Genomic DNA, 22,419 nt, shown 5'->3' with positions numbered 1-22,419 from the left:
TTTGGAGGTTTTGAAGTCCCTCTAACCTAGCTCATTGGTGTGTGTAATGCCTGTTTCAATCCCTAAAAGGGGTTTGGAGGTTTTGAAGTCCACACAAGCAAGGCTAACGATGTGGAACTGTATGGTAACAAGTTTCAATCCCTAAAAGGGGTTTGGAGGTTTTGAAGTCGCTTGAAAGCCTTGCTAACTCGTTCTCCTAAATTGTTTCAATCCCTAAAAGGGGTTTGGAGGTTTTGAAGTTAGTTGCCTATCGGATTGATCGATTTAAAGATGTTGAGGTTTCAATCCCTAAAAGGGGTTTGGAGGTTTTGAAGTCGCCGTGGCTGAAGGGGTGGCATAGGCGATCGCCAAAACAGTTTCAATCCCTAAAAGGGGTTTGGAGGTTTTGAAGTTTTCGAGATCGCCCCATTTATCTGATTAATCAGCGTTTCAATCCCTAAAAGGGGTTTGGAGGTTTTGAAGTTTTTATCGATACTTCCATCCCTCAAAACGCTATTGTTTCAATCCCTAAAAGGGGTTTGGAGGTTTTGAAGTCCAGCTTGACTAGCTTCTTTAATTACACGCTCTACGTTTCAATCCCTAAAAGGGGTTTGGAGGTTTTGAAGTTTTCGAGATCGCCCCATTTATCTGATTAATCAGCGTTTCAATCCCTAAAAGGGGTTTGGAGGTTTTGAAGTTTTTATCGATACTTCCATCCCTCAAAACGCTATTGTTTCAATCCCTAAAAGGGGTTTGGAGGTTTTGAAGTCCAGCTTGACTAGCTTCTTTAATTACACGCTCTACGTTTCAATCCCTAAAAGGGGTTTGGAGGTTTTGAAGTCTGAGTGCAGATATTGCAGATAGGGCTGAAGTCGCATGTTTCAATCCCTAAAAGGGGTTTGGAGGTTTTGAAGTTATACCGCTAACAGGTGATGAGTGTAATCATATCGTTTCAATCCCTAAAAGGGGTTTGGAGGTTTTGAAGTTGCCCATACTTACTTGGCTGATTGTATTTAGTTTTCAAGGTACATTTGCGCGAAGCATACAAATCATAGCAGATTTGCAAATTTGAAAACAGATATATTTCCCTAAAGCAGCAGAACAAACTCATATTTATCAACCCATTGCCAGACCTGCGCGAACCGAAAAGACAACGCGATCGCATCTTAAAGATATATTAGCCAACACCTACAGCCCCTAAACGCATACTATTTCCAAAAAAAACCAATCACTCGCGCACACCATCAACCATCGCCACACCATGCCATACTTCCTCAATCTCACCCCAAAAATTAGCAACAGATCATTCGAGATTTGGGGTAATCGCTATACTGGTGAATGATATATTTGACCAGCAGTGCCTGAGCATCATCGTGTTCCTATGGGCTATGAGCCTCTACATCACAAATATCGACCGCAGATTTTCGCTGACCTTGTTGGTCAAGAAGCGATCGCGCATACCCTCACTAATGCCTTAAACACTAAGCGCATCGCACCCGCATACCTATTTACAGGCGCAAGGGGGACTGGTAAAACATCGAGTGCGCGGATCATGGCAAAGTCGCTCAATTGCCTAAGCTCTGACAGTCCTACTCCTCACCCCTGCGGCAAGTGTGAGCTATGCCATAGCATCGCCAATGGAAACGCCCTAGATATTACTGAAATCGACGCAGCAAGTAATACAGGGGTTGATAATATTCGCGAATTAATCGAACGCGCCCAGTTTGCGCCAGTTAAGGCTCGGTTTAAGGTTTATATCATTGACGAATGTCATATGTTGAGTACAGCAGCGTTTAACGCACTGCTCAAAACCTTAGAAGAACCACCCGATCGCGTTACCTTTATACTTGCTACAACCGACCCGCAGCGCGTATTACCAACAATTATTTCGCGTTGTCAGCGTTTTGACTTTCGGCGGATTCCCCTTGATTCGATGGTCAAACACTTAGGGAAGATCGCCGCCAATGAAAACATTAATATTCATATTGAAGCTCTCACTCTCGTTGCCCAAATCGCACAGGGAGGACTACGGGATGCGGAATCTCTGCTTGACCAGTTGAGTCTATTAGATGGAGAGATTACGGTTGAGGCGGTTTGGGATTTGGTTGGTTCTGTCCCAGAACAGGACTTGTTGTCATTAATTGAAGCGATCGCCACGGATCATTCCACACAATTAATTGACTATGTGCGGCGGATTATGGATCGCGGACGCGAACCCTTGATTGTGTTGCAGAATTTGGCGAATGTCTATCGGGATTTATTAATTGCCAAAACAGCTAGCGATCGCAGTGATTTAGTTGCCATGACTAATTCAGGTTGGCAAAGACTAGTGCAGCTATCTCAAACCTTGCCAGTACCCAATATTTTGCTTGGTCAACAACATTTGCGATCGGCAGAGTTACAGATTCGTAATTCCACTCAACCCCGCTTATGGTTGGAAGTCACCTTGATGGGATTACTACCTTCTGCCCAAGGTGCGATCGCGCAATCGCAACCTCAAGCATTTATCCCATCACGGAATGTTCCCACAACACCTCAACCGACGACTCAAGCTCCGAAACATAATCCTATTCCACAGGTATCAGCACCTCCCAAACAAGATTTACCGATTGTCCAAGAGCAGATTTCCCATCAACCTATTTCTCAACCAATTGCCGAACCTAGCCCTGAAGTATTAACTAAATCTGTTGCTGCGCCCATTATTGAAACTCCTATTGCTTCTGGGTATGATGATGATTTTGAGAGTTTTGCCTCGGTGGGATATGACCTCGATCAGTTATGGCAAGGTATTTTACCAATGTTGCCATCGCCAACTAGAGCAATTTTTGTGCAGATGGAAGCTCGTTTTTTAGAAATTGATGCTAATAGTGTCAAAATCGGCTTAGGTGGCAAGCGGGATGAAACCACTAAAAATATCGCTGTCCAAAAGCGTCCTGAACTAGAAAGTGCCTGTTCTAAGTTGCTACAACGTCCGATTAAGGTAATGTTTAAGTTTGTTGCACCTTCTTCTCAACCAGAGCAAACAGAGGTACAGGTTCACGCTCCTTTACCCCATTCACCTGCGATCGCACCACCACCTATACAAAATAATCATCCACCCGTACCGATTCCCCATGTATCAGTTCCTAAACCTACCACCATTGCGCCGCCAGTTCCATTAGTCAATCAGTCTGAGAATGAATCTATAAACCAATCAACTCCAAATGTTTCTGTTCAATCTAAAGGATATGTTGGCTTATCTGAAGAGGAGAAGATTGTAAGAAATATGGCAGAGTTTTTTAATGGACAGATTATCGATCTTGATGAAGATGTAAGTAATCACGAAAAAAGTTAGTTTCTTTCTTTTGCGTAAGTTCTATCCTATAAAAATTTAATTTAACGTCAGTTCGACGAAGGCGGAAAATGGTAAAAATCGCTTAGCGATTTTTACCATTTTCCGCCATTTGCGCCGCGCAAATAGCGTTATCGAACTCACGTTAATTTATAAATCGCTGTGGAGATAATAGAGGAATAATATCATCTGGTGTGCCTGTAACATGAGACGCAAATCTGCGAGCTAAGGGTAGAGCATAGACAGTAGGACTAGTGAAGCCTGAGAACAAATGGACATTTTCATATTCCTTGACTGCGCCAATGAGGGGTAAGCTGTCATTGCTAAAGGCAACTAAACAATGTCTCCATTTGCCCTTAAGTTCACTCACCTTTGGCAAGATCTTACTTATGGACGCACGAATATTGGCTTCACCTTCAACAGAATCGATCGCAGCGTAGGGATCAGTCAAAATACGGCTTAGTTGTCCAAATCTAATACGGCGATCGCGAAATTGAATCGCCCCAGCATCGATAGAAGGTGGCAAAAGCTCCTGCCCTACTAGATCCCAAACTTTATCTTTTTCGGCATCGGTCGTAGTCGCTTCTAATGCATAGCGTTTAGTATCCGCAGGCATCACCATTGTCCGCAATTCTAGTTCCACAGGTTCTGTATCGATCGCTTCTGCATGGGTGAAGTAGATTCTGGCATTAATACCTGATGCTTTGAGTAAAGCGCGAGATATACCCCCTGCACAAACACAAATTTGAGCAGCATCGAAATTACCCTGTGCTGTGGCTACACCCGTAACGCGATCGCCCGAAATTAAGAGTTTCTCAACTTTGGCATAGACAATTTCTCCACCCAATCTTTGGAAAACTTGGGTAGAAGCCTGCACAAAACAATCCAGATTGAGATGGGCATGGGGGAAAAGTAATGCCCCACCAATTCCTTGGGGGTTGAGTAAAGGTTCGCGCTCCTGAGCCTCCTGAGGATTGAGTAAGGTCGGGGGGATCGCACAACGGGAGTATTGAGCGAGAATTTCTCTTGGATCGGCTTCGGGTTCGAGGGTTAACAGGAGATCGAGTTCACGGAATTCTGTATCCATTCCCAATTCATTGGATAGATTCCTTTGACGGGCAATGCCTTCGACACTGAGGGTACGGGTAAGCGCAGTTGTCGCACCCCAATAGGAAATACCACCATAGCCAAGGCTACTTGAGCCTTGCAAGTGCTGATGCTGCTCAATCAGTAATACCGAGCATCCCACTTTTTGCAGTTCATAACTCAGAGCTAAACCTGTAATTCCACCACCGATAACGATCCAATCACGCATTATTGTTTACCTCTTGCAGTTCTATCTCTTCCAGCAAATTATCGCCAGCACCTTGATGTTGAGTCTTCACCCATTTCAAGCGCTTAGGCTGGATACACATCCGTAAGGTGACACTGGCAATCACAGGAATCCAATGCAACATATAGATCATCCCAGAGATAGTCTGCCCGATCGCTTGAGTCCATGAAACTTGATAAGAGCGGCGTAATCCTGTTGCCATGGTCACAGCAGTAAGGGCAAGCGAGAATCCTGCAATGGGGGGTAACATCGGATTATGTTTGAGGGCGATCGCGGCGATCGTGTCAGGAATAAAGGCGACTGTGAGTAAGTATTGATTGATATAAAACAGAGACGCATCAAAGGTTTTGAGGAAACCCATTCTGCCGCTTAGTAACAAACTGCCATAGTCGAGATAGCGTTGAAATCCCCCTTCTGCCCAACGGTTGCGCTGATGCCAGAGTTGCTTGAATGTTAATACGCCTTCCTCTTGTACCGCAGGGAAGTTGAGACAAGCAATATCCCATTGGGTCAAATGCAGACGAATGGTGAGGTCAAGATCATCGGTAATTGTTTGCTCATTCCATCCACCACAATCGTTGAGGGCTGTCCGACGCACAAATTGACCATTACCGCGCAATTCACCGACACCACCAACGCGCACGCGCAAGTCTTGTAAGCACAGATCCAATGCCATTTCTGCCGATTGTCCTGATGTCCACCAGTTATCGGTTGCATTCGCGATCGCCTTGCGTAATTGCACTGCCCCGATTTTAGCTTGCTGGAATACAGGTACTAGCGATCGCAACACATCGGGAGGAACTTGAGCATCGGCATCAAATACGCCAATAATATCGCCCTTAGTTAAAGCCAAAACTTGGTTTAAAGCTCCTGACTTTCCGCCTTGAGCCTCATCGCCACGACGCAGGGTTTTTAGCTGTGGGTATTTTTGTTTGAGCAGATTCAATACATCAGAAGTGCGATCGCTACTATTGTCATCAACGATCCACACTTCAAAGCGATCGCTAGGATAATCAATTTGACAGAGGTTTTTGACCAAGTTCCCAATGACTGCCTCTTCATTTTTGGCAGAAGCTAAGAGAGAGAAAAATGGTAATTCTTGAGTTGGCTCCGTTAATTGAGATTGTTCAGATAGGGGCGCAGGCAGGTGCGGCGCAAAGATTAACCGCAAAGCATGGATACCAAATAATCCCAGTAGCACCCAGCGACCCCAAGGGGCAAAATGTAAACCAAATGTCAATCCATAAACAATGATTAAGACAATGATCGTCTTGAGTCTACGGCGATCGCCTCCTGACTGAAGGCTGCTACGAATGTCGGTCTCGTGCATTTGCGGTTTATATATTACGAAATGTTTAGCTGAACATACTCAGGATACCGCTTTTCATCAAAGGTTTTCGCAATTCTCAAAATCCCAAAACAGGCGATCGCTAAAGCTTTAATTTTCATATAGCGTTTTACAAATGAGTATGCACTCATTTGTAAAACAAAAAAGAATCACAGTCAGGGTTTGCGGTTTTCATTTTGCCTACGGCAAAATGAAAACCGCAATATTTTGTGTTTTAAGCTACATTTATTTTCCGAAATCAAGGATGGACAACCATTTGCGCTAAATCGCTAATATAGTGTGGAAGGGTAACGCTTTGCGTCGCTCATTCACTCAAACAGTAAATCTAAGACCTATAACTGAATGTTCGGCTTTCTAAAACGCAAATTTCGTAAAAAAATCGCACGCATTGAAATTACAGGGGCGATCGGGGCAAGTACCAGAACTCGCGTCCTCGAAGCCCTCGAATTTGTTGAAGAACAAAAATTTCCTGCCCTCCTACTTCGCATCGATAGCCCAGGGGGAACCGTTGGCGACTCTCAAGAAATCTATGCAGCCCTCAAGCGCCTTAGAGAAAAGTCAAAAACTAAAGTCGTCGCGAGTTTTGGCAATATTTCCGCTAGTGGCGGCGTTTATATTGGCGTAGGTGCAGATTACATTGTTTCTAACCCTGGGACAATTACAGGCAGCATTGGTGTAATTTTGCGTGGTAACAATATCGAAAAATTGCTCGATAAAATTGGTGTTTCCTTCAAAGTCATTAAATCAGGTACTTACAAAGATATTCTTTCCTTCGATCGCGAAATCACTACCGAAGAAAGAGCCATTCTCCAATCACTGATTGACTCTAGCTATCATCAATTTGTCGAAACCGTTGCTGAAGGTCGCAAGCTTAGCCCTGCCACTGTGCGATCGTTTGCCGATGGACGGGTATTTACGGGTGAGCAAGCTCTTGAGCTTGGTTTAGTCGATCGCCTCGGCACTGAAGAAGATGCCAGAATCTGGGCATCGGAGCTAGCAGGACTCGATCCTAAAAACACCAAAGTATTTACGATCAAGCCTCCCAAAACCTTTGCGAGTAAGTTTTTACCCAGTGGCTCAGAAATGGCGTTCAGTCGTCTGCAATTTGAAGCCGAAACAAGCGGAATGCCTCTCTGGATGTGGCAATAGCTTCCTATATTTTTATCGAAGGTTAAGAGCGTGTTTGAGAAGTTTTTACCCCCTCTAACTCCCCCTTGCAATGGGGGAGGACTTTGAGTTTCCCCCCTTACAAAGGGGGGATTAAGGGGGGTAAAAGCAGAAATTTATGCTAAATAGGATACTGCTCTAAACCTTTCAAAAAAAATCAAAAAAAGAGCGTCTTGCGCTCTTTTTTTGTGATTTCGGTAATACATATTGGTGATAGAGATCGCCTATTTACTGCGATAAGGATCGCGAACTTAGGGCTTTTCATATCACAGGGCAAATTGGGAACTAGATGCACAATATAGGAGTCGGTTTAAGGGAGGGATAAACCTATGACCTCAGTGCAGTTAGAGAGGGTTCAAAAAATGTTAACAGAATCTCAGTTTCGACTATTTTTTAGATTAAGTAAAATGCGCGATTGGTTAGGAGAGTTATATTTAGAATTTATTCTCTCTCAAGAAGAGATAGAGCTAGTCTATTACTCAGAAACGAATATCTGCAAACAAACAAATAAAGATCAAGATAAGCGATCGCCTTATTTGATGCGTTAATTTATTGGTCAACCTATTAAGATTTAGCAAATCGCAAATTTTCTACTAGATCGAGAATCTGTTAGTATACCAATACTAGATAGTTAGCTCACGCATAGGGCTTTTTACGCAAAAGTCATGACCAATCAGCCAAAGAAAGCCACAACCAAACGTAAACCTACAGCTTCAAAAAATGAAGATCCTCCAGTATATTTACTTTCAATGGAAGTAGAAGATCTTCTTTGCTTTAAGGAACGGCAAACACTCAATCTATCGAATAAAGATGGTCATCCCGCACAGTGGACAGTTATTTTAGGAAATAATGGTGTTGGGAAAACTACACTTCTACGTTGCTTAGCTGGCATGGAAATGAGACTGGAAATGTATGAGTATCCAATTGTAGTAGATGGAGTAGAAAAATTTGAAGAAGTAAAAGAATTTCAGCCTATGCTTTGGAATTTTTATGATTTTGAAGAAATCTGGGAGGAAATAGGAATTGCGGCACATACAGGTGAAACAATTCCTGCAATTTCTGTTAGTTTTGCTAGTAATATCACACTTAATTCTTTTAAGACAGGTAAGAATCTAGATATTCAAAAAGATTATGTATCAATTGTGATAGATTCTGAGCTTGAGAAATCTAGCAATGAATTAAAAGGGGCGATTTTCTATGGATATGGCGCAACAAGAAAAACAGGAAGTACTTCTCTAAGTGATAGCAATACCTCTTATCATTCAGCTAGCCTTTTTTCTGATGATACATCACTTATTAATGCAGAAGAATGGCTATTGCAAACTGATTATGCAGTTAAATCATCTACTGGGAAAACCCGCACTCGCCTAAAAAAAGAACTTAAACAGATTATCGAAATTTTAAAACAAATTTTGCCAGACGTAAAAGATATTCGTATCGACCTAGACGAGTATCATGAGCGTCCAGTAGCTCAGTTTTTGACACCTTTTGGTTGGATAAGACTATCTAGCCTAGGCTTGGGATATCGAACTACGATCGCTTGGATGGTCGATTTAGCAGTGAGACTATTTAAACGTTATCCCGATAGCGAAGATCCGCTTGCTGAGCCAGCGATTGTACTAGTTGATGAGATCGACTTGCATATGCACCCACAATGGCAAAGGACAATAATGGAATTTCTGACAGAGAGATTTCCAAATACGCAATTTATTGTTACAGCCCATAGTCCACTCGTAGTACAAGCCGCACAGGATGCCAATATTGTCTTGTTAAAGAGAGAAGGCGATCGCGTTAAGATTATCAATAACCCTGAAATTATTGAAAATTGGCGCGTTGATCAAGTTCTGACCAGTGTTTTTGAGATGCCATCGGCACGACCTGCGAAAATTGAACCTTTACTACAACGTCGCAAAGAAATCCTCACTAAAACAAAACTAACTGCAAGCGATCGAGCCGAACTAAAAGAATTAGAAGCAAAAATTGGTACTTTGCCAACCGCAGAAAGTTCCGAAGATATCAAAGCTATGGACATCATTCGCCGTGCCGCCAAATTATTAGACAAACCTGTGACGGAGGCAGTTGAGTGATTCGGATTCACAAACCTAAAATAGCACCCAAAAAATTAACCACAGACGGCAAGCAAAAATGTAAATCCCATTGTGATGCATATTCTCTCAATCCATCCGCCTATGAAACCAACCAAGAGAAATTTGATTTTGCTAGTTCCATCTATGCCCATGAAAGTGTTAAAGAAGCCCTAATCAAGGCTCAGCATCAGAAGTGTTGTTTCTGCGAAAGGATTATTGGTAAAAATGGCGATGTCGAGCATTTTCGACCTAAAGGAGCATATCAACAAGCGAAAGGTGAACCATTAAAATATCCAGCGTACTACTGGTTAGCCTATCAATGGGAAAACCTCTATCTCTCATGCCCCTCCTGTAACTCAAGGCATAAGAAAAATCTATTTCCTCTACAAGACCCAACTAAACGGGCAACAAACCACAACCAACGTATTACCAAAGAAAATCCTCTGTTTATTGATTGTGGCAAAGAAGATCCCCAAGAATTCATTGGTTTTCGAGCTGAGTACGCCTATGCGATCGATGGAAATCCCAAAGGAAAAATCACGATTGATTACTTAGATCTGAACTCAGAGGATCTGACTGAATCTAGGCGACAAAAGCTAAATAGTTTACGCGAACTAAGCAAAATTTTGAGTTCAGCTATTGAAAACTCTGATAATCAAGAATGGCAAAAAATTGCTGATGAATTAAAAGTATACCTAGCAGAAGCTCTTGCCGATAGTGCAGAATTTGCGGCAGCTAACCGTTGTGCAATTTATGCAGAATTTCAGGAGTCTGATCTGATTTGAGTATATTGACTACAAAGCACTGCATCTAAACATATTTACTTAATCGCAACTGCAAACCATACCGCCAACATCATTAGCCCAAATGCAACAACATAATTCCATTTCATACTCTCACCCAAAACAATTATGGCAAAAGCAATGAAGGTAAGAATTGAGATTGCTTCTTGGATCAGTTTTAATTGTGTAGCGGTGAATTCTCCATAGCCAAATCGATTTGCAGGAACTTGAAAACAATATTCAAAAAAGGCAATTCCCCAACTCGCCAAAATTACAAATAACAGAGATTGATTTTGAAAAAATTTTAGATGCCCATACCATGCAAGGGTCATGAACACATTAGAACAGATTAATAAAATAACTGTAAGCATAATATCGATTTACAATAAAGGCGTTGCAATGCAACGCCTTTATTGTAAATTAGACCTTGGCTAAACCACTATGACGCAATAAAGGAGCTGTGCTGGGTTCGCGTCCTCGGAAGGTTTTGAAGACTTCCATCGGATGTTTACTACCACCAAGAGCCAAAACTGTATCGCGATAGAGTCTGCCAGTCGAAGCGATCGCATCTTCATTTTCTAGACCAGCTTCCTCAAAGGCGGCAAAGGCATCGGCACTGAGGACTTCCGCCCACTTGTAGCTGTAGTAACCTGCGGCATAGCCACCTGCGAAAATATGCCCAAAGGAGCAGAGGAAGTTATCTTCAGGCAGGGGTGGGATGATCATTGTGGTTTCCGCAAGGCGCGATCGCACTTGAAGGGGAGTTTCGCCACCACCGACTTGATAGCGATGATGAAGTTCTATATCCACGAGGCTGAAATGCAACTGGCGCAACATTCCTGAACCACTCATGTAGTTTTTGGAATCAACGAGTTTTTGGTAATAGGATTCAGGCAGAGTTTCGCCTGTTTCATAATGCTTTGCCATGCCAAACAAGGTAGCGCGATCGTAGCACCAGTTTTCCATGAATTGACTGGGCAATTCTACTGCATCCCATTCGACATTGTTGATACCCGAAGCACCCGAATAGTCAACCTTAGTGAGCATATGCTGCAAGCCATGTCCAAACTCATGGAAGAGAGTTTCCACTTCACCAAAGGTCATCAGGCTAGGTTTGCCATCAACGGGGGGAGACTGGTTGCAAATGAGGTAGGCAACGGGTAAACGGGTGATTGGTTTGCCATCTTCGATTACCTTGGCACGTCCGATGCAGTCATTCATCCATGCACCACCACGCTTTTCGGCAGGACGACTGTAGGGGTCAAGGTAGAAATAGGCGATCGCTTGATTCTGCTCATCTTGAATTTCAAAGAAGCGGACGCTTTCATGCCAAATGGGAGCCTTGCCATCCGCAGGAACGACAGTTACTCCAAATAAGCGATTGACAAGGGCAAAGAGACCTTCGAGGACTTTTGGCAAGGGGAAATAGGGACGCAATTCTTCAACAGTAAAGTTGAACTTGGTTTCGCGTTGACGTTCTGCCCAGTAAGCAGTATCCCAATGCTTCAGTTCTTCCATTTCACCTTGAGATTTAGCAAATTCCTTTAATTCGGCAAATTCTGCAACGGCGGCAGTGTAACTTGACTGGCGCAATTCTTCTAGCAATTTCTCAACAGCATCAACATTGGGAGCCATCTTCCGAGCGAGACTTAATTCCGCATAGGTGGGATAGCCGAGCAAGTTTGCCTTTTGTTGACGCAATTCGAGAATGCGATCAATCAATGGCGAATTATCAAACTCACCACTGGCGGCACGGCTGACAAAAGCGCGATAGAGTTTCTCACGTAAATCACGACGACGACTATGCTGCATAAAGGGAACATAGCTAGGATAGTCGAGGGTAATGCACCAAGGTCCATTTTCAGGGGTGGCTTTGTCGTCACCATCAAGTCTTGCCGCCTGAGCAGCTTGAGCCAATAGACTAGGAGGTAACCCGTCAATCTCTTCGGGCAAGGTTAGAGTCATGCTAAAGGCTTTGGTGGCATCTAGAACATGATTTGAGAAGTTGGTAGAGAGTTCGGCGAGTTCCATTTGGATCGCATTGAACTTCTCTTTGGCTTCACCTTCTAAACCAACGCCCGAAAGTTCGGCATCACGGATGGCAGCTTCGACGATGCGTTTTTGGGCAGGTTCAAGGCTATCCCATGCCGATGAGCCATAGATTGCTTTATAAGCTTTATAGACTGGCTGGCTCTGGCTAAAGCGGTTAAAGAATTCAATAACCTTGGGTTGCACAACTTTGTGAGCCTCGCGCAATTCGGCACTGTTTTTAACACTAAGTAAATGCTCGATCGCACCCCATGCCCAGCCAATTCGCTCAGTAAGACGTTCTAGCGGCTCGACTAGTCCTGACCACGTAGGCTCAACATTAGCTTCGAGATGGGTTAGTCCTGCGCTAGTTTCTGCAAGCAATTGGGTAATTGCAGGAATGACATGTTCAGGCTTGATATCTGGAAATGGTGGTAGCCCTTTGCCAATTAAAAGAGGGTTGTTAACTTCACTCATAAATAATCTTTAAGATTTGTAAATAGCTAACTTGATTATATATCAACTCCCGCATGGGACATAAAACCCAAGAAGAGAATTGCGGCGCTTCGCACCGCAATTCTCTTCTTGGGTTTTAACATAGATTCACTATTCCTGTGATTAAGCCTTGGCAAACATTAGTGAGAAATTCTAAATCGAGAGTCTCTAGGCGATCGCTACTTTTGTGATAGTAAGGATTTCGCATATCGGCAGTATCAGTAATCATCAGCGCTTTGTAACCAGCATCCCAAAACGGCGCATGATCACTACGGCGAGTGTCAGGTATTGCTAAACCACGCCAACCTGCGGGGAGCCATTCACAGGGAACGACTGGTTTCATATGATGTTGAAAATGGATCAGATCGGGAATTGTAGGAATGCTGCCAATTAAGCCAATGAAGTCGCCAGTATTGGGATAGAACTTATCTAAACCTGCGGGATAATGTTGTGAATTGGGCTGGCGATCGCAATAGCCTAGCATCTCTAAGGAAATCATCAGGCGGAGTTTTTGCTTGTCACTCTTAAGTTTTGCTGCATAGGCGCGACTTCCCGACAAGCCATATTCCTCCATATCAAAGGCTATTAACTGAACGGGATATTTAATTGGATTTTTAGATAGAGATTCCGCCAGTTCTAGAAGTACTGCCACCCCTGAGCCATTGTCATCTGCGCCCACACAAGCAGCAACCGTATCGTAATGTGCGCCAATAATCAAAGGCGATCGCTGTTTGCCATCTTTAGGCGCAATTTGTAAAATCAAATTTTGATGTTTATTGCCATTGACTTCAAACTCATGGGTGATTACTTCACCGAATTTAGCAAAATGCGATCGGATATATTCTCGTGCGAATAAATGCCCAGCCGAGGCGTAGTAGGGATTTCGCTCGATGACAATTTTTTCCAAATATTGAATTAATCGCGCTTGGAGATTTTCCATAATTTATCTCAGGGATATGCGCCAACAAGTAGTTAAACCCAGAAGGGAATTGCGGTGCTTCGCGCCGCAATTCCCTTCTGGGTTTTGTTATTGAAATAAATTAGACCGTTGCTGCTACAGGAACTACATCCGTTGCCTCTGGGCTATTTTGTTCTGAAGGAGGGATAACTTGCCAGAACTTAGGCAAATAGGTTGACCAGTTATCGAGAATTTCCTTAGCTCTAGAACTACCCGTATGCTCATAGCTTGATTGAATCAATTCCTTAAGTTGATTTTCACCTGCGGCGGTGCTAACTCTTTGGACTTTGAGAACTTCTTGGCTGAGGCGCTCTTTGAACTTACCGTCGATATCGAGGAAGTAGGCAATACCACCTGTCATACCTGCTCCAACGTTACGTCCTGTAGTTCCGAGAACCACGATTACGCCGCCAGTCATATATTCGCAACAGTGATCGCCTGTGCCTTCTACAACTGCCTTTGCTCCAGAGTTACGGACACCAAAGCGTTCGCCAGCACGTCCATTTACGAATAGATAGCCACCTGTTGCGCCATAGAGACAGGTATTCCCGACGATGGAATTATCGGCAGGATTGAAGGTGCTTTCAGGGCTAGGCTTGATGCTAATCGTACCGCCGTTGATGCCTTTACCGATGTAGTCGTTGGCTTCACCGATGACTGAAAGATTTACGCCATTGATGTTGAATGCACCAAAGCTCTGACCTGCTGCACCAACAAATTCGAGATTGAGGTGACTTGCCAGACCAGAATTACCGTATTTCTTGGCGATCGCTCCTGATACCCTTGCACCGACGGAGCGATCGGTATTGACAATCTTGTAGGTTTTGTTGAGGTCAGTTTGATTAGCGATCGCTTGCTGTACTTCGAGATCCGCTAGGATTTCGTCATCAAGCACCGCACCGTTGCTATGGGAAGTGGGAGAATGCTCTAACCAACTGCGATCGCTCTTTGTATCAGGCAGATTAATCAAACAGCCGAGATCAACTTGGTTGAGATCGAGTTTTGCCAGTTTCAAGTCCTGTCGCTTAGCGAGGAGATCAGAACGTCCGATGATCTCTTTGAGGGATTTATAACCAAGTTTAGCAAGGATTTGGCGCACTTCTTCAGCAACGAAATAGAGGAAATTGACAACATGTTCAGGAGTACCGGGGAAGCGCTTACGGAACTGTTCCAATTGGGAAGTTACGCCAACGGGACATTTGTTTGTGTGGCAAACGCGAGCCATGATGCAACCCTCGGCAATCATCGCCGCCGTACCAAATCCGTATTCTTCACCACCAAGGAGCGCAGCGATCGCTACATCCCAACCAGTTTTAAAGCCACCATCTACACGTAACAATACGCGATCGCGCAATTTGTTCACCATTAGCGATGTATGTACTTCCGCTAAGCCTAGTTCCCAAGGCGAGCCAGCGTGCTTAATCGAGCTCAAGGGTGATGCGCCTGTACCACCATCGTAGCCAGAGATTTGGATGATGTCCGCATTAGCTTTAGCCACACCTGCAGCGATCGTGCCGATGCCAATCTCCGATACTAGCTTTACGGAAACCTTAGCAGTGGGATTGATCTGATGTAGATCGTAAATTAGCTGTGCAAGATCTTCGATGGAATAGATGTCATGGTGGGGAGGAGGTGAGATCAGGGAGACTCCTGACTTAGAGTTTCGCAACATCGCAATATAGCTACTGACCTTAGGTCCGGGAAGCTGCCCACCTTCTCCCGGTTTTGCACCTTGCGCCATCTTGATTTCTAATTGATTGGAACTAACTAAGTATGAAGGAGTGACACCAAAACGTCCCGATGCAATTTGTTTGATTGCTGAGTTTGCCGTATCGCCATTCTTCAAGCCCTTGAGGTGGGGGAATGTTGCCGAAATACCATTGGCATCCACATCGTTGATTGGGAGATAACGGATCGGATCTTCGCCGCCTTCACCACAATTCGATTTGCCGCCGACACGATTCATGGCGATCGCTAATACTTCGTGGGCTTCTCGGCTCAAGGCTCCAAGGGACATGGCTCCCGTACAGAAGCGTTTCAGGATTTCAGAAACATCTTCTACTTCTTCGAGGGGAATGCTAGGGCGATCGCTCTTAAATTCGAGTAGGTCACGCAATGCCGTAGGAGTGCGATTTTGTAGCTGAGTTCGATAAACCTCATAATGGTCATAACCATTACCAGCCACCGCTTTATGTAATGCCTTAGCCATTTCAGGGCTATTCATGTGGTATTCACCCGTGGGGCGATACTGCACAAAGCCATAGTTCTCTAGCTTCTTCTGTTTCAATTCAGGGAAGGCTTGAGAATGGAAGTTGAGCAATTCTGAAGCGATATCTGCAAAATTGACACCACCGACGCGGGAAACCGTTCCCTTAAAGGAAGTCTCGATCACTTCTGCGCTAATACCGATCGCTTCAAAAATTTGTGCACCACTATAGCTAGACAGCAGCGAAATTCCCATTTTCGAGAGAATCTTTAACAAGCCACCTTCGACTGCCTTGCGGTAGCTGTCTTGGACTTGGGTAATTGTCAAAGACTTGATTTTGCCAGTTTGCATCTGGGTTTGAGTCTTAGCTTTGCCCCACCATTGGCGCGTAGTTTCCAACGCCATGTAAGGACAGATCGCACTGGCTCCGTACCCAATCAGACAAGCAAAGTGGTGTGTACTCCAGCATTGAGCTGTATCCACCACAATCGAAGCCTTCATGCGAATGCCTTCAGCGCAAAGGCGATGATGCACGGCTCCCACAGCTAGCAATGGTGGAATATAGGCGTTTTCCGCGCTCAAGTTGCGATCGCTTAAAATCAGTAGCTTTGCGCCACTACGCACTGCGGCAACGGCACTATTCGTCAACTTGGCGATCGCATCTTTGAGTCCATTTGCACCCGCAGCGACAGGAAAGAGCATATCTAGTTTGGCATTATCAAAACCGAAGTTCTGCAATTCCTCTAACTCGGTTTCATTAATGACAGGACTGCTGATCTTAATTTGGTTGGCAGCTTCAGGCGTGGCGAGTAGTAGATTCGCTCTTTCGCCCAAATACATAGACAAGGACATGACCGTTCCTTCACGCAGAGGATCGATCGGTGGATTCGTCACCTGTGCAAAGCGCTGCTTGAAGTAGTCATAGAGCAGGTGAGGACGTTGGGATAGAAAGGCAAGTGGCACATCATCCCCCATACAGAAAACTGGCTCCTTACCGTCTTGAGCCATCGCTTCGATCACCATTTCCACATCTTCAAGGGTGTAACCGAAGGCGGTTTGGTGAGTTAGCACAGTTTGCTCATCAAGGGCAGGGGATTCTGCAAAGGGCTTGGCTTCCAGATTCTTGCGGTACTGTTTAATCCATTCACCGTAGGGATGGACAGTTGCGACCCGTTGCTTAATATCCCAGTTATGTAAAATCTCATGGGTTTGCAGATCAACTGCGATCGTTTGTCCAGGACCAAGGCGACCCTTCTCGACAATATCCGCTTCAGGAATGTCAACTGTGCCTGCCTCGGAGCTAACAATTACCATGCCATCGTTAGTAATTACATAACGGGCAGGACGTAGACCATTACGATCCAGCGCCGCACCAACGATTTTGCCATCACTAAAGGCGAGCAAGGCGGGACCATCCCATGCCTCTTGCAAGCCACTGTAATATTCATAGAAATCGACAATTTCGGGGCGATCGCTTAAATCTGGTTGGTTCTCATAGGCTTCTGGCACAAGGATCATGATTGCTTCGAGGGGACTGTGACCCGTTTCAATCAGCAATTCAAAGACGTGATCCAAGGTTGCGGAATCGCTCTCATTGGGCTTGAGAACTGGTAATAGATCCTTAATGCGATCGCCTTTAGCATCAACCCAATTGGGATGGGAGAGATCACCCTGACGCGCTAAGAACCAATTGGTATTCCCCTGCATCGTGTTGATTTCGCCATTGTGACCGAGGAACCGCATTGGCTGAGCAAGGGGCCATTTGGGTAAAGTATTGGTGCTAAAGCGACGGTGATAGATAGCGTAAGCTGAGACATAATCAGGATTTTGGAGATCGGCATAAAAGGCATCTAGAATTGCCGATCGCACCATGCCCTTGTAGATAATTGTGGTATTTGATAGCGACGCAATGTAGAAGTTACTGCCACCAGTGGGGAAAAGCTTTTCAATTTCCAGCTTAATCCGACGACGGGTGATATAAATGGCGCGTTCGAGTTGATCGGTATTTTGATGATCGGCATCGGCAATAAAGGCAGCTTGCTCAATATGGGGCTGATTTTCACGAGCCTGAATTCCTAATACCTCTGGATTGACAGGCACAACGCGCCATTTTAAGAGCTTTAGTCCTTCTTCCTCTGCAATTCTTTCAGTGATTTCACGACAAGTGGCGGTGCGATCGCCTTCCTGCGGGAAGAAAAACATCCCCACTGCGGTATGGGCAGGATCGATTTCGGGAATTTCCTTTTGTAACAAAGCCCAAGGAATTGCGGTCATGATACCAGCACCATCGCCCGAATCTTGGTCTGCACTACAGCCGCCACGATGTTCCATACAAGTCAAAGCTTTGAGCGCATTGCTGAGAATTTTATGACTAGCCCGCCCTTCCTTGTCAGCAATAAAGCCCACTCCACAGGCATCACGCTCTTCCACTAGCCAAGATGGACCTTGGATAAGATTAGCAGTTCCAGACTGACCAGACTGATTAGACTGACTTGTATTCACGCGGCTCACTTCCATCGGATTATTTATTGCTATCAAAAAAATAGGTTGAAATTATGAGATTTTTGAGATTTATAAAGCGATCGCTGCCTCATAACTGTCTCAGCATATAGCGTTTACTAGTTTAGTGAAGGACAGGTTTGTTTTCCCGCCTTTGGCGGGAAAACAAACTCTTGTACCTCGCTTGCTTGAAAAACGCTATATTGTTAATTCTAAATAAAGCTTTTTAGTAACAGTGGGATAACTGCTAATATCTGCTTGATAGAATTTTGCTCATTCCACAAATTTAAGCTTGCATTCAGGTTTTTGCATGAAGGCAGACCTTAAAGCATAACTTGTTACTTAGACCAGTGCATAGGGGCTAAGCAAATATTTTATGCCAAGTTTTAGATCAAACATTTTAAATGGGGCATCCCTGATTATAAGCGACACAACTTTTACTTGTGTTTTACTAAATACACTTTAATGTCGCAGCTTACCGTACAAGGCTAGCAAAACGTGAGTTCGATAACGCCATTTGTGCGGCGCGAAGCGCCGCACAAATGGCGGAAAACGGAAAAAATCGCTAAGCGATTTTTTCCGTTTTCCGCCTTCGCCGAACTGATGTTAGCAAAAGAGAATGGCGATGCCTCACACCAAGATTCTCTTTTAATTTTGCGGTACTTTTGGGGCTTTATAATGGCGATAGAGTTTTAAACACTGACATCATGGCTTATTGGCTTCTCAAAAGTGAACCCCACGTCTATTCCTACGCCGATCTCGAACGCGATCGCCAAACCATTTGGGATGGTGTCAATAATAATCTAGCTCTCAAGCATATCCGCACCATGCAACCCAAGGATTTAGCCTTGATCTATCACACAGGCGATGAGCGCCGTGCGATGGGCATTGCTGAAGTGATAAGTCTTCCCTATGTTGATCCAAAGTTAGATGATCCTAAACGCGCTGTCGTTGATGTCAAGGCAGTGCGATCGCTACCTCAGCCTGTCACCCTTGCCCAAATCAAACAAGACCCCGATTTTGAAGGTTTTGACCTCATTCGCATCAGTCGGCTCTCAGTTGTACCTGTATCAGAATCACATTGGCAAAAAATTTTAAAACTATCTGAACCGTAGCGATGAAAATGAAGATATGAGTCGCCCCGAATTAGAGCCAATTGAATGCGATCGCGAACCAATTCATCTGTCTGGGCATATTCAACCCCACGGCATATTGATTGTCTTGCAAGAGCCAGATCTCAAAATCTTGCAAATAAGTGCCAATGTGGATAGCTACTTTGGCTTTACACCTGAGTCATTACTAGGGAAAAATCTCAGCGCATTATTTTCTAAAACTCAGACAAAGCGTATTTTTGAATATAGTCAGCAAGAAAACCTTGATGTAAATAATCCCTTTGAGTTAAAAGTACGGATCAATCATGCGGAGCAGAAATCAACATTTCATTTTCAAAAATTTCATGGGATTTTACATCGCAACAAATCCAACATTTTGATTTTAGAGCTAGAGCCTTATGTCAACGCGAGCCGCAGTCATAGTTCCCATAGTCACAAGTCCATAGAAATTTACCATCTGTTGCAAGGATTTATGGCTCGGATGCGACAGATCAATACCCTTGCAGAATTTGCTCAACTATTAGCAGCTAAAGTCAGAGAAATCAATGGTTTTGACCGTGTAATGGTCTATCAATTTGATCCCATTACTCAAGTCGGCATTGTCATTGCTGAAGACAAAGAACCACAGCTAGATAGCTATCTTGGCTTGCATTACCCTGCATCGGATATTCCTCAAAAAGCTCGTCAAATCTTTGCCCAAAATTGGGTCAGATTTATTCCTGATGTCAGCTATCAAAACGTGCCAATCATTCCCTCTAATCATCCAATTACAGGTGAGCCATTAGATCTAACCTATGCGGGGTTACGCAGCGTCGCGGCTGGACATATTGAGTATTTAGAAAATATGGAAGTTAGTGGAGCGATGTCCATTTCTATCCGCAACGAACATCGGCTATGGGGACTGATTGCTTGTCACAATTACACACCTAAATATATAGATTATAAAACTCGTAAAGCCTGTGAATTTTTCGGACAATTTGCTTCAATTGAACTATTGCGCCAACAGGAAATCGAGACTACACGCTATCAAGTGCATGTGAAATCAATTCAAGAAGAATTATGTCAAGCTTTTTCAGGCGAGCTAGGTTTTGTACAACAAGTCCTCGAACACAATAGAAATAAATTACTAGATCTAGTCTGCGCCCAAGGAGCCGCAATCTTACTAGACGATCGCCTGACCTTAGTTGGGAAAACTCCCTCCCGACATCAAGTCAAAGCGCTAATTAACTGGTTTATTCAGCAAAATCCGCAACCGCCAGAAATTTTCGTTACTAACGCATTACCAGATATCTATCCTCAGGCTTCGCAAATGATTGATAGTGCTAGTGGTATTGCGATCGCTTCAATTGTCATCAAACAAAAGTGCCATCATATTATTTGGTTTCGTCCTGAACAGTTCCAAACTGTGAATTGGGCTGGAGCATCACGCAATCCGATCTCGATCACCGAAAATGGTGAACGTAGGTATACACCAAGGCAATCATTCAAGCTATGGATTGAAACTGTACGCTACAAATCTCTACCTTGGCAACCATTAGAAATTGAAGCTGCATTAGAAATGCGGAGAATTCTAATGCAGGCAATTTTAGATAGCGCTCAACTAGTTCTCGACCGTAATGCAGAGCTAGAAAAAACTGTCACCGAAGCAGAAATCGCGAATCGTGCCAAGAGTGAATTTATTGCCAAAATGAGTCATGAGTTACGGACTCCTCTAACAGCGATTCTGGGCTTTACCCATCTGATTTCTCGGGATCATTCTCTAGTCAAAACCCATAAAGAGCATCTCGATATCATTAGCCGTAGTGGTGAACATCTTCTGTCATTGATTAATGATGTTTTAGAAATATCCAAAATTGAATCAGGACAGGTTGATCTTACGGAAAGCTCCTTCGACTTGTATCGTTTACTATATTCAATTCGCGATATGTTTGCCGTAAAGGCTAGCAATAAAGGTATTGATCTATATCTCGATATAGCCCCTAAAGTACCTCAATATGTTTACGGTGATGCGGCAAAACTACGCCAAATTCTACTTAATATCGTTGGTAACGCGATTAAGTTTACGTTAGCAGGATATGTACTAATGCAAGTATCCGCAGAGCCAATCTTACCGAACCTTGATGACATAGCTATTAATCCTCAAGTATGGAAACTTAGTTTTGAAGTGGAAGATACTGGTAGCGGAATTTCTGATGATGATTTAAAAATAATTTTTGATACCTTTAAACAAACCGTACAAGGTCGGTTTTTACAAGGTTCAGGCTTAGGACTATCGATTAGTCGTCAGTTTGCAAGGCTGATGGCAGGAGATGTCACTGTTCGCAGTAAATTTGGGAAAGGATCAATATTTTTATGTCAGGTTCAGCTTGTAGAGGTTGAAGCAAATGTTGTTACCAATCTCAAAGAACCTCAACTGGTAATTTCTCTCAAATCAGGACAACCCAACTACCGTATTCTCATAGTTGAAGATGTCCTAGAAATCCGCCAACTGCTAGTTAATTTACTAGAGTCCATTGGTTTAGATGTCTATGCGGCGGAAAATGGACAAGAGGCGATCGCTATTTATCAAGAATGTTTACCGCATCTGATTTGGATGGATATATGTATGCCTATAATGGATGGATATGAGGCTACTCGGCAAATTCGCGCGATGCCTGCGGGGCAGAACACTAAAATCATTGCTTTAACTGCCAGTGCTTTTGAAGCAGATCGTCTAGCTAGCCTTAACGCTGGTTGTGATGACTTTGTCGCAAAGCCCTTTACGGAGGCAACGGTTTTTGAAAAGATCGCTGATTTTTTAGGATTGGAATATATCTATGCAGAAACCTTACCACTGAATCAATATGGAACTTCTCAACCAAGCAATTTAGTTAAACCATTACAAAAAAACGAATTAGAGGATTTAGGAGAAGAATTTCTTAAATCTTTACATCAAGCAGCATTATTACTCGATGAGGAAACCTTATATGAACTTATTTCTCATATACCACCTGACCATAAATCAATTGCTCAATCCATCACTATGATGGTTAACAATCTTCAATTTGAATCTATTTTGGAACTTACACAAACTTAAAGAGTATGATGATAAACA

Annotated in this window: 13 protein-coding genes and 1 CRISPR repeat array (1 of these 14 running past the window's edge); of the genes, 7 read left to right on the top strand and 6 right to left on the bottom strand. The window is 43.8% G+C overall.

The window, feature by feature from the left end; translation table 11 throughout:
* Positions 1–965: a CRISPR direct-repeat array (repeat unit 37 nt; unit sequence GTTTCAATCCCTAAAAGGGGTTTGGAGGTTTTGAAGT) (it extends 596 nt beyond the left edge of the window).
* 395 nt (positions 966–1,360) lie between these two features.
* A complete protein-coding gene (locus NMG48_RS19735; protein ID WP_441339199.1) occupies positions 1,361–3,313 on the top strand; it encodes a DNA polymerase III subunit gamma/tau in 1,953 nt (650 codons plus the stop codon).
* A 142-nt stretch (positions 3,314–3,455) separates the two neighbouring features.
* Here NMG48_RS19735 and NMG48_RS19730 read toward each other — a convergent pair whose 3' ends face one another.
* Both NMG48_RS19730 and NMG48_RS19725 read right to left on the bottom strand, forming a co-directional pair.
* Complete coding sequence (locus NMG48_RS19730; protein WP_271253115.1) at positions 3,456–4,625, bottom strand: NAD(P)/FAD-dependent oxidoreductase; 1,170 nt, start codon at positions 4,623–4,625, stop codon at positions 3,456–3,458.
* Positions 4,618–5,973: a glycosyltransferase gene (locus NMG48_RS19725; RefSeq protein ID WP_271253114.1), complete on the bottom strand. Its 1,356-nt coding sequence runs from the start codon at positions 5,971–5,973 to the stop codon at positions 4,618–4,620. The genes NMG48_RS19730 and NMG48_RS19725 overlap by 8 nt, the downstream gene beginning before the upstream one ends.
* Before the next feature lie 360 nt (positions 5,974–6,333).
* Between NMG48_RS19725 and sppA the strand changes: the two genes are divergently transcribed.
* The 4 genes from sppA to NMG48_RS19705 all read left to right on the top strand — a co-directional run bounded on the left by sppA (position 6,334) and on the right by NMG48_RS19705 (position 10,030).
* Positions 6,334–7,140, top strand: coding sequence for a signal peptide peptidase SppA (gene sppA, locus NMG48_RS19720; RefSeq protein ID WP_271253113.1), 807 nt, complete (start codon positions 6,334–6,336; stop codon positions 7,138–7,140).
* Between the two features lie 347 nt (positions 7,141–7,487).
* Entirely contained in the window at positions 7,488–7,706 is a 219-nt protein-coding gene (locus tag NMG48_RS19715; protein ID WP_271253112.1) for a hypothetical protein, read from the top strand.
* A gap of 117 nt (positions 7,707–7,823) precedes the next feature.
* A complete protein-coding gene (locus NMG48_RS19710) occupies positions 7,824–9,245 on the top strand; it encodes an AAA family ATPase (protein ID WP_271253111.1) in 1,422 nt (473 codons plus the stop codon).
* Entirely contained in the window at positions 9,242–10,030 is a 789-nt protein-coding gene (locus tag NMG48_RS19705) for a hypothetical protein (protein ID WP_271253110.1), read from the top strand. Before NMG48_RS19710 ends, NMG48_RS19705 begins: the two co-directional genes overlap by 4 nt.
* A 35-nt stretch (positions 10,031–10,065) precedes the next feature.
* Here the strand turns inward: NMG48_RS19705 and NMG48_RS19700 are convergent, their stop codons facing one another.
* From NMG48_RS19700 to gltB, 4 genes are all read right to left on the bottom strand, one after another.
* On the bottom strand, positions 10,066–10,398 hold the full coding sequence (locus tag NMG48_RS19700) for a DMT family protein (RefSeq protein WP_126386913.1): 333 nt from the start codon (positions 10,396–10,398) through the stop codon (positions 10,066–10,068).
* 49 nt (positions 10,399–10,447) lie between these two features.
* On the bottom strand, positions 10,448–12,532 hold the full coding sequence (locus NMG48_RS19695; RefSeq protein ID WP_271253109.1) for a M3 family metallopeptidase: 2,085 nt from the start codon (positions 12,530–12,532) through the stop codon (positions 10,448–10,450).
* Between the two features lie 115 nt (positions 12,533–12,647).
* Positions 12,648–13,490 carry a M28 family peptidase gene (locus tag NMG48_RS19690; RefSeq protein WP_271253108.1) on the bottom strand — a complete coding sequence of 281 codons (843 nt, stop codon included), beginning with the start codon at positions 13,488–13,490 and terminating at the stop codon, positions 12,648–12,650.
* A 100-nt stretch (positions 13,491–13,590) separates the two neighbouring features.
* Positions 13,591–18,231, bottom strand: coding sequence for a glutamate synthase large subunit (gene gltB / locus NMG48_RS19685; RefSeq protein WP_271253107.1), 4,641 nt, complete (start codon positions 18,229–18,231; stop codon positions 13,591–13,593).
* A 689-nt stretch (positions 18,232–18,920) separates the two neighbouring features.
* Between gltB and NMG48_RS19680 the strand changes: the two genes are divergently transcribed.
* Both NMG48_RS19680 and NMG48_RS19675 read left to right on the top strand, forming a co-directional pair.
* Positions 18,921–19,328: an EVE domain-containing protein gene (locus NMG48_RS19680; protein WP_271253106.1), complete on the top strand. Its 408-nt coding sequence runs from the start codon at positions 18,921–18,923 to the stop codon at positions 19,326–19,328.
* A gap of 16 nt (positions 19,329–19,344) precedes the next feature.
* Positions 19,345–22,401 (top strand): response regulator, encoded by a 3,057-nt coding sequence (locus NMG48_RS19675; RefSeq protein ID WP_271253105.1) that lies wholly within the window; start codon positions 19,345–19,347, stop codon positions 22,399–22,401.
* The last annotated feature ends 18 nt before the right edge of the window (positions 22,402–22,419 follow it).

The organism is Pseudanabaena sp. Chao 1811, assembly GCF_027942295.1.
Lineage (GTDB): Bacteria > Cyanobacteriota > Cyanobacteriia > Pseudanabaenales > Pseudanabaenaceae > Pseudanabaena.
Note: the sequence above shows the minus strand (reverse complement) of the source record. Positions and strands in the feature narration are given on the sequence as shown.

Coding starts and splice junctions, on each gene's coding strand:
- NMG48_RS19735 (WP_441339199.1), top strand. CDS start 1,361: ATGGGCTATGAGCCTCTACATCACAAATATCGACCGCAGATTTTCGCT.
- NMG48_RS19730 (WP_271253115.1), bottom strand. CDS start 4,625: ATGCGTGATTGGATCGTTATCGGTGGTGGAATTACAGGTTTAGCTCTG.
- NMG48_RS19725 (WP_271253114.1), bottom strand. CDS start 5,973: ATGCACGAGACCGACATTCGTAGCAGCCTTCAGTCAGGAGGCGATCGC.
- sppA (WP_271253113.1), top strand. CDS start 6,334: ATGTTCGGCTTTCTAAAACGCAAATTTCGTAAAAAAATCGCACGCATT.
- NMG48_RS19715 (WP_271253112.1), top strand. CDS start 7,488: ATGACCTCAGTGCAGTTAGAGAGGGTTCAAAAAATGTTAACAGAATCT.
- NMG48_RS19710 (WP_271253111.1), top strand. CDS start 7,824: ATGACCAATCAGCCAAAGAAAGCCACAACCAAACGTAAACCTACAGCT.
- NMG48_RS19700 (WP_126386913.1), bottom strand. CDS start 10,398: ATGCTTACAGTTATTTTATTAATCTGTTCTAATGTGTTCATGACCCTT.
- NMG48_RS19695 (WP_271253109.1), bottom strand. CDS start 12,532: ATGAGTGAAGTTAACAACCCTCTTTTAATTGGCAAAGGGCTACCACCA.
- NMG48_RS19690 (WP_271253108.1), bottom strand. CDS start 13,490: ATGGAAAATCTCCAAGCGCGATTAATTCAATATTTGGAAAAAATTGTC.
- gltB (WP_271253107.1), bottom strand. CDS start 18,231: ATGGAAGTGAGCCGCGTGAATACAAGTCAGTCTAATCAGTCTGGTCAG.
- NMG48_RS19680 (WP_271253106.1), top strand. CDS start 18,921: ATGGCTTATTGGCTTCTCAAAAGTGAACCCCACGTCTATTCCTACGCC.
- NMG48_RS19675 (WP_271253105.1), top strand. CDS start 19,345: ATGAGTCGCCCCGAATTAGAGCCAATTGAATGCGATCGCGAACCAATT.